Genomic DNA, 15,227 nt, shown 5'->3' on the forward strand with positions numbered 1-15,227 from the left:
TAGCAAAACCCGTTTACCATTTTATAGTAAACGGGTTTAAAGTTTTCATACTTTTGTTTAATACTCATCTTAGTAATTTATCCCACTCATCTTCGTAATCCATTCCACTCTCATACTCATCTTCGTAATCTTCGTAATCTATTCCACTCTCATAATCATAATCGAAAGGCCGTACTATAATGCCAGACACCGTCAACATTCCTCTATGGTAAAAGAACTTTTTCAGCTCATCATACCCTTGGCAGCACCCATCAACAGTTATCCAAAAAGAACAATCATCAAGAGTTATAATAATCTTTTCTCCTGGAGATTTATGATAGCTTGCAATTTCTACTTTCTCGATATCATAAAGACTAAAAGTATGACTAATTCTAAACATTGATGTATAGATAATCCTGTTTCCTATTATTTTTACTCTTCTATTAATCATGATCAAAACATTACTTACGACTAATAATATACCTACGAACACAGGAATATTCAAACTTTGGCTATCCATGAACTGACTATCGTTCTCCCAAAAATTGAGCCCCATAATAATCAAAACCAATCCAATTAAAACTACAGTAATTCTTGTACCATCATAATACGACACAATTATCGCATTCCTCGACTCACTATTTCTTCCTGAACTTTGACTGGGGCTCATATTTTCTTGATAAATCTGTTTATTATTCATCTTCTTTATCTCCTGGTATTTTGGTTCATTACTAAATTATTCTCATACATCTGATTATTATCCTTCTTCATTTCACCTAAATTTAAAAACTTCTACGATATACCGCTTAAACAGCATTGTACTACCTTGCACCTTATTTCTCTTCAAAATCCGACGAACTGCACAATTTTCAGGATGAGCGGCTTAAAATGCGTAAAAGCATAGTGAAAATGGCTATTCTACTGTTTTTGAAGTATAATGCTTATTGTATACAAGCAGACTTCTCACATATACGAACCAGCATTCCCAAATCCTATTCAGGGGCTGTGATATATAAATCATTGCCAAACTTATAAATCGTTCTATTAAATTCTGGAGCATGATAGATGTAAATCTTAACCTGTTACAAATTTATAATCTGATCAAATCCCGTTTCGTCACTATCAATATGAGATATCTTAATGACTATTTTAGTAGGATCACTTAGTAGTTCTTTTTCCGAATTCTTAAGTAGTGCCTTGGTTTCAACATCCAGTCCTGCATCGATCTCATCCAGAATAACAAGCGAAGCATTAGATTCCATCATGCATTTCATCATGAACAGTTTTTTCTTTTCGCCACCGGAAAGAGCCGCTCCATTTTCTTCTATAATTCCAATCTCAGAATTTAGCTTTAACTTCCCTCGCATTGCTCCTATTTCATCGTCGCTGCAATCAGTATGAGTTACGTATCTAAGATAATCTTCAACGCTTTCATTAAGTATCAGTTCATCCTGCGAAACATAGCACATCTCTTTGTAAAAAGAGCGAGAATCATACTCAGAAACTGACGTATCATTTATAGAAATCTGTCCGCTTGTCGGCTTATATAAGCCAAGTATCATCTTAAGTAGCGAACTTTTACCGCTACCATTTTCCCCGCGGATCAGTACATTATCACCCTTTTTTATCTCAAAAGAGACATTGCTTACAATCTTCCTATCATCAATGTCCAGGGTGACATTGTCGAATTTAATGCTGTCTATATCACTTATCTCTTTTCCCGAATCAATTGAAATATCCATAAGCCCTGCGACATTGTCAAAAGCCGGAATATTCTTGATTATCACCTGAAGCTGTCGTTGAACTCTTCCGCTAACCGAGAGAATTGTATTTGTAATAAAAAGAACTGTTACAAGTCTTCCTCCGCTAACATTCGATGTCAATAGCAGCATGCCTGCCACAAGAATATAGATAAGGTTATTTAAGCTGCTTTCTATAGTTTCAAAGAATGTGGATTTTCCTTCTGCCTTCTCTGACAGCTTCATGAAACTATCATGTATTTTTTTATTCTTTCTAAGATAATATACTTCCAGGCCATTAGTACGAGCAGCTTCTACCATATCTACTGTCTCATAAACCTGCGCAGTATCCGACTCATGAGCTTTGTCACATAGTTCATAGTTACCCAAAATACCGCGACCGGTTATAAATGATGTTCCTAATGTTATCGCAATCCCAAAAACTAATGTAAGACCTGCCGGAATACTATACCAAAAGGTTATTACCAAAAATGCCATAACCGTAAGCGCATTAACAAAGCCTCCGACAGAATATATCACTGCGATTGCAAATGCAGTATATGTCTGCGTTGACAGAACATATTTAAACTTATCCTTAGACTTTTGTATATGTTCCATGTAATCACTTCCCCAAAGAACCCTATATATCCTCACTCTCATATTCCACAGAAGATCATTGCCTATACGGATATAAAGCCTTGTATTGATTCCGGACAAAACAGACAGCAAAAAATACCCGATCACAAACAAAAACACCGATACTATAAACGTATGTACTGTTTTATCATGTTCCAAACGGTCGATCATAGTATTGATCCCGAGTGGTATTGCCATTTCAACAGCAATAAGCACTGACATTACAACAAATGCCCCAACTATTAGCCTCTTACTTGATGCAAACATCATTCTTACAATTTTAAAATAATTTCTCATGATATCTAAATCCCCCTTTATTACTGCGATTAGGCAATAAATTACCATCTAACTCCTTGAAAAACAAGGCTTTAAATCAGCTTGCAGCTTATGCTATAATAGATACAGGGATAAGGAAATAAATCCTTTACTTTTGACAAAAAACTGCGATGTAAGTTGCCATTTGAAATGGCTGTTTACACCGCAGTTTTTATATTGCATCTATTATTTTCTTTTCATCATAGATACGAAGTTACTCTGTATAGAAAACTATTTAAACAGTTCAAGTGATATCGCAAACATTACTTAAGTCTATCTTATCTTCCCATCGCTAATATAAAGCCTATCCGTAGCGATTCTGTCCACGAACACTTTATCGTGCGAAGTAAATATAAGAGTTCCTTCATACTCCACCAACATTTTCTCTAAAGCTTCGACAGATGGGATGTCCAGATAATTAGTAGGCTCATCCAGTATCAGCAAATTCACATTCGATACAAAGAGCATGGCAAAAGACAGCTTCATCCGCTCACCACCCGAAAGCTCTGATGCCTTTTTGTTCATATCTCTTTCTGATAGCAAAAGACGTGCCAGTACAATCCTTGAAAGACTCTCGCTCTGGATACTGACCCTGCGCACATTTTCAAGAACGGTTCGATCAAGGTCGATCTGGGACATGTTCTGCTTGGCATATCCTATTTTGGCTCCTGGGACTACGTATACTTTTTCTCTATTATTTATTAGTTCCAGTAAAGTAGTCTTGCCGGCTCCGTTACCGCCCAGTAGCGCAACCTTACTTCCATTCTTGATCATAAAATCTGCATCGTCGAATATAACGTGATCATCATAGGCAAAAGAAATATGTTCTCCACGGATCACTATGGGATTTCTTGGCGGATTGGTCAGTCTGAAATCAGGTCTTACTGTAAGTTCTTCTTTGGGCTTTTCTTTAATCTCCATATGTTCAAGGCGTTTTAGGACATTTGTGGCACTTCTTTCTATTCCACGGGCTTTGTCCTCAGGTTTTCTATTTCCAATGAACGCTCTAACCTTTGCTTCACTTGCTGACATGTTCTTTGGCTTTTTATCTACAGTTTTGGCCTTGGCTTTTTTCTCAACGTAAACGCTTTGAAGCCTCTTTTTCTCAGCCTGATAGTTCTCATATTCGGCCTGCTGAGTCTTTCGCTGTTCTTCTTTTTGAACAACATATTCATCATAATTTCCGCTATAGTTCTGAAGTTTGCCAAAAGAAATCTCTACAATCCTGTCACATATTTCATTAAGAACGGACCTGTCATGGCTGATCACAACCAGTGTTTCTATTTCGTTCAGTCTTTTTTTGAGCATTTCCACACCGTTATAATCCAGATTTGATGTGGGTTCGTCGAGAAATGCCACTGCATGTGGACTTGAAAAGAGCTGTGCAAGTCTTATCCTGGTATCTTCTCCGCCGCTAACGTTTTCCTGCCAGATGTGGTCTGCAACTCCCATCTTGCCGGCTTCTGCATAGTCAGTTTCAAAGTATTCACTGTCTGAGCCAAACTGTTCGAAAAAAAACGGAATACAATTGCTCGATACTGTTCCTTTGGTTGGTTTCAGCTCCCCTGCCAAAATTTTGAGAAGCGTACTCTTGCCTGCGCCATTCATCCCAACAAGTCCAACCTTCTCGCCCTCATACAGATAGAACCTGTCGAAATCCAGTACGGTCTGTTCTCCATAGGAATGGACTATATTCTCTGCTTTTATCAATAAATGTCTCGCCATATAAGTCTCCCTTTTCAGCTAAAAAAAGCCTATCCTGCGTACGCAAAATAGACTCACACAAAAAGACCTATATATAAATAAAGGCTTCGAATGCATGATAATCCAATTTAAGCGTACACATAATACCGCCGCCATAAGCAGCAGTCCTATCAATATGTTCACCTAAATCAAATTATCTAATAATCATTCGTTCACCCTTGCGACAAAATCGCCCTTTCTTTTATTCAACTGCATGATATCACATATATAGATCAAATACAATAATATATCCTATATCGAGGCTTTTCTTTTCAAATTTTATATCCGCAATCAGCTTTTCCGGCCCTTCAACACCTGATTCGTAATGTGCCCTGAACTCCATGTTGATCTCACGGATCTCTTTTTTGCCATCAATATGGTCCTGATACATTTCTGCAAGGCCGGACATGAAGCCGTCACATGATCCGCTTATGTTGCCGATTGACTCTGTTACTATCTGCTCTCTTTGCTCGCGAGTTGTGTCTTTGATCAATATTGATTCCATTTTCTATCTCCTTTTAGAAACTGTGTGTAACATATATAAAACCACACAAAGTAAAAGATGCTACTTAGCTATCTGTTTTCACACATTAAATTCTGTACTTACATCAAAAACCCGTTCACTTTAACGTAAACGGGTTTTTGAATTATAATCTTTGTTCTTTATGATTCTATATCTTTTTTCACTTCATACTAAAAGTCATGAATTTATACTATCTCATAAAGATTATTTTCCAGGATATCCGACTTCTTCTGCCCTTTCAGCAAGCATTTCGTCTATCTCATCCTGAGTATAAGGCAGTACGCCAGCATCGCTGAATGCCTGCTTGATCTCGCTTGAATCTTCATAGTCTGCATCAGTAGAAATATCTTCATAGTTGTCATCGAATATGAAGTAATGATAGAAGTAATCACAGTTTCTATAGTCTGCACTAAAGTAGTACTGGTCTACGCCGATGTGATCAATATCAAGTCCGTCAGTAGAAAAGTCTGCTTCGTTTACTCCTGATGTATATAAGCTGAAGTTGTATAAACCAAGTGTTTCTGTACATCCGTAATAGTAAATATAATTTCCATCAGCGTCAATAAATGCTTTCTTAATAGAATGAATATTTGCCGCACTGCTTCCTGATCCTTCAATAGTTCCATCAGAGCCAATTTCCAGCATATATCTGTCACCATAAAGTTCATCATAGCAAAGAACCAGTTCTCCATCGACTTCTTTAATGATCATCGCAAGAGAAGATGCAGCGCCAAACTGAATATCAACATATAGTTCCGGAATGCAATCGTCTCCACAGTCGATCTCTGTATAGGTAATCGTAGGATTTCCATCAGCATTGTAATAATCAAGCTCTTTACAAGCTTCAATGATTTCATCCATAGAATAGAACTCGGCTTCTTCAAAAACCGGATCATTATACTCAGCATTGAAGAATAAGTCGCCATCTGATATCACATATTTAACTTTCGCTGTGCCATCTTCGAATTCTTTATATGCGGTTCTGCTATTAGCACCAATATCTGTATCATCCTCGCTAACATCAGCATCTTCGGTACTTTCAGTATTAGCATCTGACTCATCCTTGCCATCTTCACTATCTGAAGAATTGTCTGTAGAACCTGTGTTATTATCTTCTACCTTTTCATTTTCTTCATCCTGTGATGATTCTTCCGAAGATACATCTTCTGCAACTTCATCTTTATCAAGATTGATATCTTCGCTAGTGCATCCTATAGCCGATGCAGCAATAATTCCTGCCAGTCCTACTAGGCAGTATTTTTTAAGTAATGTAACTTTTTTCATAAATAGCTCCTTCTTTCCATATCCTGCTTATATTTATTATTTTGTCAGGTCTTTTTTATAGATATAACTGTTTATTATCAGTTTTCATCATCACTATATATCTCATTTTCATCATCGTAAGGCCGTATTTTAAGTCCGGCTACAGATAACATTCCTTTATTGTAAAAATATTTTTTTAACTCTTCATAACCCGGACAGTCCTTATAAACTTTTAACCACCAAGAATAATTATCTATTATAATTTCAATCTTATATTCTGAAGTATTCCTATATCCCAATATTTCTACTTTCTTTATATTATCAATATTAAAAGAGTGTTTTTTCCTAAACATTGATACATATATCAGCCTATTTCCAACAATCTTTATTTTTCGATTTTTCATGATCATAATGCCAGCCACTATCACTGATATACCAATAATAATAACTAATACACCTAGCGCATTATCTTCTTTACCGTGTCTATCAAAGCTATCATTTGTCAAGAAAAGTAATCCGAGCAAAATTACCATAACCCCAGCAAAACAAAGCGCAAAATATTCAGTAGAAAAATAAGATACATTTATAGGACTTCCCTTAGTCTTATTATTTCTGGTATTTTGGTTCATTACTAAATTATTCTCATACATCTGATTATTATCCTTCTTCATTTCACCTAAATTTAAAAACTTCTACGATATACCGCTTAAACAGCATTGTACTACCTTGCACCTTATTCCTCTTCAAAATCCGACGAATTGCACAATTTTCAGGATAAGCGGCTTAAAATGCGTAAAAGCGAAGTCAGATGTGGATTAAATAGTCCATTTATAGTAAAATAAATAATATAGTTCTAATATCTTTTCAGTTCAAAAGTCATAAACAAAGGTGGAAAGTGCCGATGGATAACAATCAGAAAAGAAGTCCACTTTACAAGAGCTTTGGATATGCATTTGAAGGAATCTTTAATACTATCAAAGATGAGCGTAACATCAAGATTCACCTTATTGTTACTACTCTGGTCATTATATTCGGCTTTATTCTTAAGATCAGCCTTACCGAATGGTTCGTATGTATTTTACTTTTTGCAATAATCATTCCTCTTGAGCTTGTAAATACAGCAATCGAAGCAGTCGTCGATCTTGCAAGCTCAGAATATGCACCCCTAGCCAAGAAAGCAAAAGATGCTGCCGCAGGCGCCGTCTTAGTCGCAGCGATCCTGTCAGCTGTTATTGGCAGTATTATCTTCTTTCCAAAACTATACTATTTCATTATTGGATTATTTAATTGATAACTTAAACTTCGCACATTTATAACATACTCAATACCTTGAATATTCATGAGGATGACAGCCTATAAATGATTTTTTTGTCTTTGAAAATTGTATTAAATTCAAGAGCTTGATAGATGGAATAATATATTCTGTTTGGGATTCATCTGTTTGAGCGAAGCGAGTTTATGAATCCCAGAATATATTATTCCAGATATCATGCCTTGAATTTTATACAATTTTCATGACAATAAAATCATTTATCAACTGTCATCCTCAGGAATACTCGACAACCTAGACTATTTTAAATGTGCGAAGTTCAAGTCAATAAATACTAAAATACATGCAAATAAGGAGGATTTCATCATGGCAGACAACAAAAACCCTATTACTGACGGTCTTAAGAAGCTTCTTCTGGCAAGTGTCGGCGCTGTTGCTCTTACAGCAGAGAAGGCTGACGAGCTGGTAGGAACCCTTGTTGAAAAGGGCGAACTTACTGTAGAACAGGGCAAAGAGCTCAACAAAGAGTTAAAGCGCACTTATAAAGAACATAAAGAAGGCTCTTCCGCTCCCAAAAACATGGAGGATTTTGTAGGATCTCTTTCTGAAGAAGAGCTCAAGAATTTAAAGGAAGCTTTAAAAGACAAATAAAGTTCATGTATTTTCATCATGTATTATCACTGTGTATATTCATGGATCAGTATCTAACTGAATGTACATGGACAATACAAAAAAATAACCAAAAAAGTTATGCCCGAGGCTATGAGGAATATGACAGAAACCACTACCAAAAACACCAAAGACAACAGCTCCAGATTTAAAGAAATCCGCGAGGTCCTTATGCGCAATCACATAACCCGCGGCATATCTCCCGAAAAGCTTCGGACGATTCTCGAAGAATTAGGGCCCACTTATGTTAAGCTTGGGCAGATAATGTCCCTTCATTCGGACATCCTGCCCAAGCGCTATTGTGATGCTCTTATGGAGCTTACAACAGATGTAACTCCCATGCCTTTTGAAGAGGTCAAAGAGGTCCTTGAAAAGTCATGGATGTGCGATATAAAAGATATCCTATCTTCTATCGAAGAAAAGCCCCTTGGCTCAGCTTCTATAGCACAGGTTCATAAAGCTGTCTTATTAAACGGCGAAGAAGTCGTGATCAAAGTTCAAAGAAAAGGCATCTATGATATCATGGCCCGCGATATAGGTCTTCTACACCGCCTGGTATCACTTATGCCCAAGATCGGCGATCTTAGGAACATGGTAGATCTTGACATGGTCCTTGATGAGATGTGGACTGTCGCCCAACAGGAGATGGACTTTTTAAAGGAAGCTGCCAATATAACCGAATTTGCACATAATAACAAAGACGTGGCCTATATAGGTGTTCCGCAGCTATACAAAGAATATACTACAGACCGCGTTCTTGTTATGGAATATATAGATGGTATATCTATAACAGATATAAATAAGCTTGAAGAAATGGGCTATGACTGCCATGAGATCGGTCAGAAGCTTGTCAATAACTTCATCAAGCAGGTAATGGATGATGGCTTCTTCCATGCAGATCCTCATCCCGGCAATCTGTGTGTACGGGATGGCAAGATCATATGGCTTGATATGGGGATGATGGGAAGACTTACCGAGCAGCAGCGCCGCATCATGATGAGAGGCGTCGAAAGTATCGCTCTTAGAGATGTATCTATGCTGGAAAGTGCTGTAATGGACCTGTGCGATGAGTTCGGGCCTGTAGACAGAGCTTTACTGTATGAGAATCTTAGGGACTTTCTAAATAAATACGGGTCTCTTTCCATGGGTTCTATCAATATCCCGGAATCCATGCAGGATCTTATGGATATCATGAAGAGTAACTCTTTAGCCCTACCACACGGCGTTACTATGTTGGCAAGAGGCCTTGCACATATAGAGGGTGATCTTGTAGTTATTGCACCTGATATCAATATGTTCGACATAGCTGCATCAAGAGTTGGCGAGACATATCTTGAAGACGTAGATCTAAAGGCTGAACTTAAGACCAATCTAAAAAGACTCTATAGATCCGCAAGTAAAGGAATAGAGCTTCCGGGTCTTGCAACAGATGCGTTAAAAGAATACCTAAAGGGAGAATCCAGAACCAATCTAAGGCTTCAGATTTCAGGCCCATTTGCAGAGCTTGTCTATACGTCTGTACGAAACCTTGTAATTGGAATGTGTATTACAGGTCTGCTCATTGGATCGGCAATCATATGCACCACAGATATGAAACCCCAGGTATTTGGAATCCCATTTCTTGGATTCATAGGATTTGCCATAGCTTCAACTTCTGCAGGTTTCCTGATCCTTAGGTTCATGATCATAAGATGGCTCAAAAAGCGCAGAATACGCAAGAAATAGATTATTCTATAGATAATATACTCTGCCTTGTAGCATAGTTACCACAAGGCGGAGTAATTTTATTAGCAGATAGGTTCGATCATACAAACTATATGTATACATATTTCTTAATCTCACTTATCAGAAGCTTTGGATCAACAGGCTTCGACAGATGCGAATTCATCCCTGCATCTTTCGAAGCTTTTTTGTCATCCTCAAAGGCATTGGCAGATACAGCTATGATTGGTATGGTCTTTGAATCCTCTCTGTCTGAATTTCTTATGGCTCTGGCAGCAGTAAGGCCGTCCATTACAGGCATTCTGATATCCATAAGTATTGCCGCAAGTGATCCCTCCGGAAGGTTTGTATATGAATCAAGACCTTCTTTGCCGTTCCAGGCTTTTTCAACTTTGACATTCTCGCTTTCAAGGATAGCACATACTATATCCATATTAAGCTCATTGTCTTCGCAGTACAGAACAGTCTTACCTTCAAGGCTTTTTTGCTCATAATCTTCTTGCAGATCATCGAGCATGGCTCCTGCGCAGACATCAAATACAAAGACAAGAGTCACTATCGTTCCTATATTTTCTTTACTCTTAATATCAATTCTGCCATTCATCTTCTCGACAATGGATTTGACAACAGAAAGCCCTATTCCTGTCCCTGCATGATCTGTCATCTCACCTCTGTCTTCCTGCGTGTAGGCATCAAACATCGTCTTTTGAAAATCGCTGCTCATTCCGATTCCGTGATCTTGAACGCTTAAGGTGTATTCAACCTTGCCATTGTCTATCATGCTGCTGGTCAGATCGATCTCGATAGTACCGCTTTTACGTGAGAACTTAACTGCATTGGAGATAACATTTAGTATCGCCTGTTCAAGTCTGCTATAATCGATCATTGTCGGAAGGTTTACTATTTCTTTTCTTCTTAATATAATTCGTATATCTCTTTCTCTTGCAAAGGTAAGTGCAACATTTTTAAGGCTGTCAAAGACCTGTCCGGGATCACACATCTGAGGATTTAGTTCTATCTCGACTCTTCCCAGATTGCTCATTGCAAGTGAATCGTTGATAAGCAGCTCCAGATAATTGGCACTGTCTTCTATCTTGTACAGATAATCCAGATCGTTTACCGAATTTATACCATTTCGAATAACGCTTCTGGTAAGCCCCAGTATCCCGTTAAGAGGCGTCCTCATATCATGGCTCATATTACTGAAAAATCTCTTCTTGGCTTCAGACGCTTTCTTTTCTCCATCAAGCGCTGTAGACAGCTTCTGGTTAAGATCTTCAACCTTACGTCTGTTTCTTTTGCCAATATGATTTATGATCACCAAAAAGAAGATGACAAGACCTGAAACAATAACTACAAAGCCGTACATAGGGTTATCATATATGAAGGCTCTAAAGGTCTTCGGTGTGTAATTGTCAATATCATATCTGCTGATGATCTCAGCTCTTTTTTGCTGAGGAAAAGAGTTACATGCTTTATTAAAGATTCCTATAAGAAAATGGCCGCAGCTACTGTTAACAGCCATGCAAAAGCGCAGATTTCTATAAGATATATCTTCAGCAACAAGTGCATTGGTCTCTTCTTGTCCGACAAGCACTACCGCGCTTTCCAAGGGCAGCATTGTACAGGCTTTGGGATGAGCTGCAAGATAACGCCTTGTAGCTTCTAAAGAATCAAGGAATACAACATTATCAGTATCGCTTAGGCTTTGAAGTATACTATCATTAAAGATTCCGTCTCCATGTCTTTTTACTATCGTATCATAAGAATACTCTTTATCATTATGGACACTGGCAAGAGAGGTATCAAAATAGGAATCACACTCGTAATATCCTCCCATTTCGGACCGGCCAAAATCCGATATAAAGTCGATCACTATATCTGCTCTGTGCTCATTATAAGCATTTATATATTCAAATCTGTCAGATACTTCATAAAATTCATATGAAAGGCCTATACTGTCAAGTATAGACGTTGTCATATCCACAAGGATACCTGATGGTTTACCGTTTTCATCAATATAAGATAATGGGCAGTTATCGGGATTGGCCAAAAGAGTAAAGGTTCTGTTATTAGTGATAAGGGAATCAAGATAGAGTTTCTCTGTGGATGTGAATGTAATATTACTAGTGCCGTTGCCCTGATAATACTTGGACATAAGTGACTCTTTAAAGCCTGCATCAACAGTCTCTATCTGAGAAAGAGCATGATTGAGACTGTCCATAAGATCACTGTTATCAAGCCCCGTGGCAAAAAACAAATAGCTTGGATCAAACTGTGCCAAAATTGAAACTCCGGGAAAGTTATGGGAACTTCCAGAAACAAAGGCATCAATATCGCCGTTTTCAAGAGCAGCAATTAGATCTTCATCACCGTCATAATAATATCCCTTGTAGGTAAAATAATTCGATTCTGCAAAATCCCTGACTTTGTCAACGTAAGTAGTCCCCCTGACAATGCCAAGCCTTATGTCTCTCCATTTGGAATAATCGCCGGCAAGAAAAGTTGTATCGCCATTTTTTACATATATGGTCGTATACTCCATATCAATTGGCACATTGCAAAAGATGAGCTTATCAGCCCTTTCCTGTGTCCAGGTTATGCCGCCTATAAGGTCGATCTCGCCCTCAACAGTCATCCTGTACAGATCAGAGAATGCTATATCTTCATCATCTCCTATATATTCATAATCCCACCCGGTATAGGTTCGGATCTTTTGAAGATAATCATAGCAATAACCGGAATATCCATAATTCTCATCATACATCTGAAAGCCGTCTATCATAAAATATCCAACTTTAACTGTCCTTGTTCCTGTTTTTCCGTTTTTATAATTAGCTATATCAGAAGATGGGACTATATCTCCATAGAAATTCGCCTCTACCGGTTCATCATCAAGCTTCTCAGCTTCCGGAGGCGCAGCTTTGGAATATCTTACAGTTTGCGGCAATGCAAAAGAAACAGTCATGATAATAACTGTTATAAGACAAAGCATAGACTTGAAGATCTTAGACCTAAGACTATTATTTACTCTCATACTGTGCTCACTAAGCCAATCCTTAGTTCTGGGAGTTTCATAAAAATATCATGATCATATTAAGAACGATAAAAATCCTTTTACCGCCTACGTCATATAAATATATCGGAGAAAGAGTGAAAAAAGATTATTTTTTAACAATGAATTGAAGTTACAAGTTCGAAATGAGCCGGTACACAAGTAAAAAACCGTCTGCATAAAGCAGACGGCAAGAATTTAAAGTACAGTGCAACTGGCTGCCATTTTAAAGGCCCTATAGCTTTGCGTCATAAGCTTTCGCTTATTTTGCTAAAGATTATCTCGTGGATTCAACGTAGTAAAATATAACAGATTATTTTCAAAAAATCAACACCTTTTTTCAAAAAACGCGAAAATCCCGCATTTTTTTATTGTGTAATATTTACAAAAAATGACCACCGGTTTTCTTTAGTTTCCCAGGTCAGGATGTACAAAGCCTTATATTGTAGCACTAATAAAGGGTTAATTCGTCTTAACTATTGAATAAGTTTAGCAGCAAATAACGAGATAGATGTCAAAAATTATTAATCCTTCCATCTGTCCAAAGATATCAGTCAGTGCTGAAAAACACACAATTTCTTCCGGATTTTTTGGCATGGTACAAAGCCTTATCCACCCTTTTATATAATTCCAGAATATTATCGTTTGGAGACATACCGGCTATACCTATAGATACAGTTAGTTCCGGAACCGGATCATAATCTTCATCACAGATATCTCTTCTGATACTCTCAGCAAGGTCAAGAGCCATGGTCTTGGTGATATTACGAGCTACGATCATGAACTCTTCACCGCCCCATCTTCCGGGAACACAATCATCATTCATGTAATTCTTAAGAACGCCTGCAACCTTCCTAAGAACAACATCTCCGGTGTCATGTCCATAAGTATCATTGACTTGCTTAAAATAATCTATATCCATAAGCAGGAAGAAAATCTGATCGCGGCTTTGACGACCTTCTTCAATAAAGCTCTCCATTATTTCTTCTATCCTGCGCCTGTTATATATTCGGGTCAGATCGTCAGTTAGTGCCTTTTGAGCAAGATTTTTGTTAAGTCTTTCGAGTTCTCCTGTTGTCGCCTGAATGAAGCTTACAAGGCGCTCAACCATGGATATTTCACCACTCATTTTCTTCTGGGTGAGCCTTGGAAGAGCCATTACAGGGATTCCTGCAGGAGCGTTCTCTCTCATACCAATTGAAATAAGAGTTGCATTATGGATATAGATTTTTTTGCCAATCCTTATGTATTCACCAAATGTATAGAATCCGGACGTGCGAGCGATCTTATCAAAGGGTGATATCTCGCAGTCAATATCATCTCCCCAGAAACTCATCCTCGTCATGCAGGAATAGATCCATATCGCCTGAGGCTGGAATAATCTGATCTTGTCCTGAGCTTCGTATACACTGTCCAGGATGGCTACAGGATCACCATAGCCAAGTCTTACTATATCACCGTTTCTTAGTTCTCCGCCAAGGTAGAGAGTTCCGTCACTGGCACATTTTAAGGAGATCCTGGCAACGTCAACATCATATTCACTATACATAAGCGGGAATTCCAGTGCATTTCTGGAAAAAGAACTGTCATTTTGAATTTTCAAATACTTTTTGTATACATTAAAAGCAGGCTCGCCGTCTAGTTCATATAGCTTCTCAGACTCAGCCTTAGTGACTGTCATCGAATGGCCCAGTTCCTTCCAGCCAAGTGCATAAGCTGTACTGATATGAAAGTCCTCACCTGAATACAATACGCATACTATACCAAAGAGGGATATTCCATCTTCATTAAATACAAAGGTATCACTTGTATCATCATACTTGGCAGCAGCTGCGCCGAATACAGCCACAGATTCATTACACTTTTCGAGAGCATCAAAAAATTTCTGAGCATGGAGTCCTGAATGAGTTGCAACAATTACTTCTACAGCTTTTGCATAAGGATCGCTGTCAACCATTTCTTGCATGAGAATGCCGTTATCAAACTCGCTCCTATCCCTGCAATCATATATAATTGTTTTTATCTTAGTCTTTTCAAAAAAAGATATGGATATCTGAATAGAACGATCTGTAAGATGACCATCCTTGATCTCTCCACAAGAACTGGAACCGGCAATTTTGATTCCCGGGAAAAGAGATTTCAAATATGATACCATCTCCATTGTCTTATCAAGCTGAGCATATCCAAAATAAATATGAGCAAGAACCTGAAAATCCTCATGTTCCTTTGCATATCTTCTTGCTTCGTCAAAAGAGTTGTCTTTTTTGCTATTACTCACGATTTCATACAAAAACTGTTTCATAATGCCCCCGA

General features: G+C 38.0%; 10 protein-coding genes, 1 pseudogene and 1 riboswitch. Of the genes and pseudogenes, 3 read left to right on the plus strand and 8 right to left on the minus strand.

Annotated features, from left to right (window positions below):
- Positions 1 to 64: 64 nt before the first annotated feature.
- From BMX21_RS06830 to BMX21_RS06855, 6 genes and pseudogenes are all read right to left on the minus strand, one after another.
- A complete protein-coding gene (locus BMX21_RS06830; protein WP_092042680.1) occupies positions 65 to 679 on the minus strand; it encodes a hypothetical protein in 615 nt (204 codons plus the stop codon).
- 382 nt (positions 680 to 1,061) lie between these two features.
- Positions 1,062 to 2,651 carry an ATP-binding cassette domain-containing protein gene (locus tag BMX21_RS06835; protein ID WP_177173959.1) on the minus strand — a complete coding sequence of 530 codons (1,590 nt, stop codon included), beginning with the start codon at positions 2,649 to 2,651 and terminating at the stop codon, positions 1,062 to 1,064.
- Between the two features lie 291 nt (positions 2,652 to 2,942).
- Positions 2,943 to 4,394, minus strand: a complete 1,452-nt coding sequence (gene abc-f, locus BMX21_RS06840) for a ribosomal protection-like ABC-F family protein (protein WP_092042686.1) — start codon at positions 4,392 to 4,394, stop codon at positions 2,943 to 2,945.
- A 290-nt stretch (positions 4,395 to 4,684) separates the two neighbouring features.
- Positions 4,685 to 4,917: pseudogene (locus BMX21_RS06845) on the minus strand (purine biosynthesis protein PurH).
- A 222-nt stretch (positions 4,918 to 5,139) separates the two neighbouring features.
- Entirely contained in the window at positions 5,140 to 6,219 is a 1,080-nt protein-coding gene (locus tag BMX21_RS06850) for a hypothetical protein (protein ID WP_092042689.1), read from the minus strand.
- Positions 6,220 to 6,296: 77 nt separating this feature from the next.
- Positions 6,297 to 6,848, minus strand: coding sequence for a hypothetical protein (locus BMX21_RS06855; protein WP_092042692.1), 552 nt, complete (start codon positions 6,846 to 6,848; stop codon positions 6,297 to 6,299).
- Positions 6,849 to 7,099: 251 nt separating this feature from the next.
- Here BMX21_RS06855 and BMX21_RS06860 point away from each other — a divergent pair, with 251 nt between their 5' ends.
- The 3 genes from BMX21_RS06860 (at position 7,100) to BMX21_RS06870 (ending at position 9,862) form a co-directional block, all read left to right on the plus strand.
- Positions 7,100 to 7,489, plus strand: a complete 390-nt coding sequence (locus BMX21_RS06860) for a diacylglycerol kinase family protein (protein WP_092042695.1) — start codon at positions 7,100 to 7,102, stop codon at positions 7,487 to 7,489.
- A 345-nt stretch (positions 7,490 to 7,834) separates the two neighbouring features.
- Positions 7,835 to 8,119: a phasin family protein gene (locus BMX21_RS06865; protein ID WP_022752821.1), complete on the plus strand. Its 285-nt coding sequence runs from the start codon at positions 7,835 to 7,837 to the stop codon at positions 8,117 to 8,119.
- A 120-nt stretch (positions 8,120 to 8,239) separates the two neighbouring features.
- Positions 8,240 to 9,862, plus strand: a complete 1,623-nt coding sequence (locus tag BMX21_RS06870; protein WP_092042698.1) for an ABC1 kinase family protein — start codon at positions 8,240 to 8,242, stop codon at positions 9,860 to 9,862.
- Positions 9,863 to 9,950: 88 nt separating this feature from the next.
- Here the strand turns inward: BMX21_RS06870 and BMX21_RS06875 are convergent, their stop codons facing one another.
- Both BMX21_RS06875 and BMX21_RS06880 read right to left on the minus strand, forming a co-directional pair.
- On the minus strand, positions 9,951 to 12,896 hold the full coding sequence (locus tag BMX21_RS06875) for an ATP-binding protein (RefSeq protein WP_092042701.1): 2,946 nt from the start codon (positions 12,894 to 12,896) through the stop codon (positions 9,951 to 9,953).
- A 224-nt stretch (positions 12,897 to 13,120) separates the two neighbouring features.
- Positions 13,121 to 13,196, minus strand: a riboswitch (cyclic di-GMP riboswitch).
- Positions 13,197 to 13,464: 268 nt separating this feature from the next.
- Complete coding sequence (locus BMX21_RS06880; protein WP_092042704.1) at positions 13,465 to 15,216, minus strand: sensor domain-containing diguanylate cyclase; 1,752 nt, start codon at positions 15,214 to 15,216, stop codon at positions 13,465 to 13,467.
- Positions 15,217 to 15,227 lie beyond the last annotated feature (11 nt).

Origin of the sequence: Butyrivibrio sp. TB, assembly GCF_900110805.1 — a bacterium.
In the GTDB taxonomy this organism is placed as follows: Bacteria; Bacillota; Clostridia; order Lachnospirales; family Lachnospiraceae; genus Butyrivibrio; species Butyrivibrio fibrisolvens_C.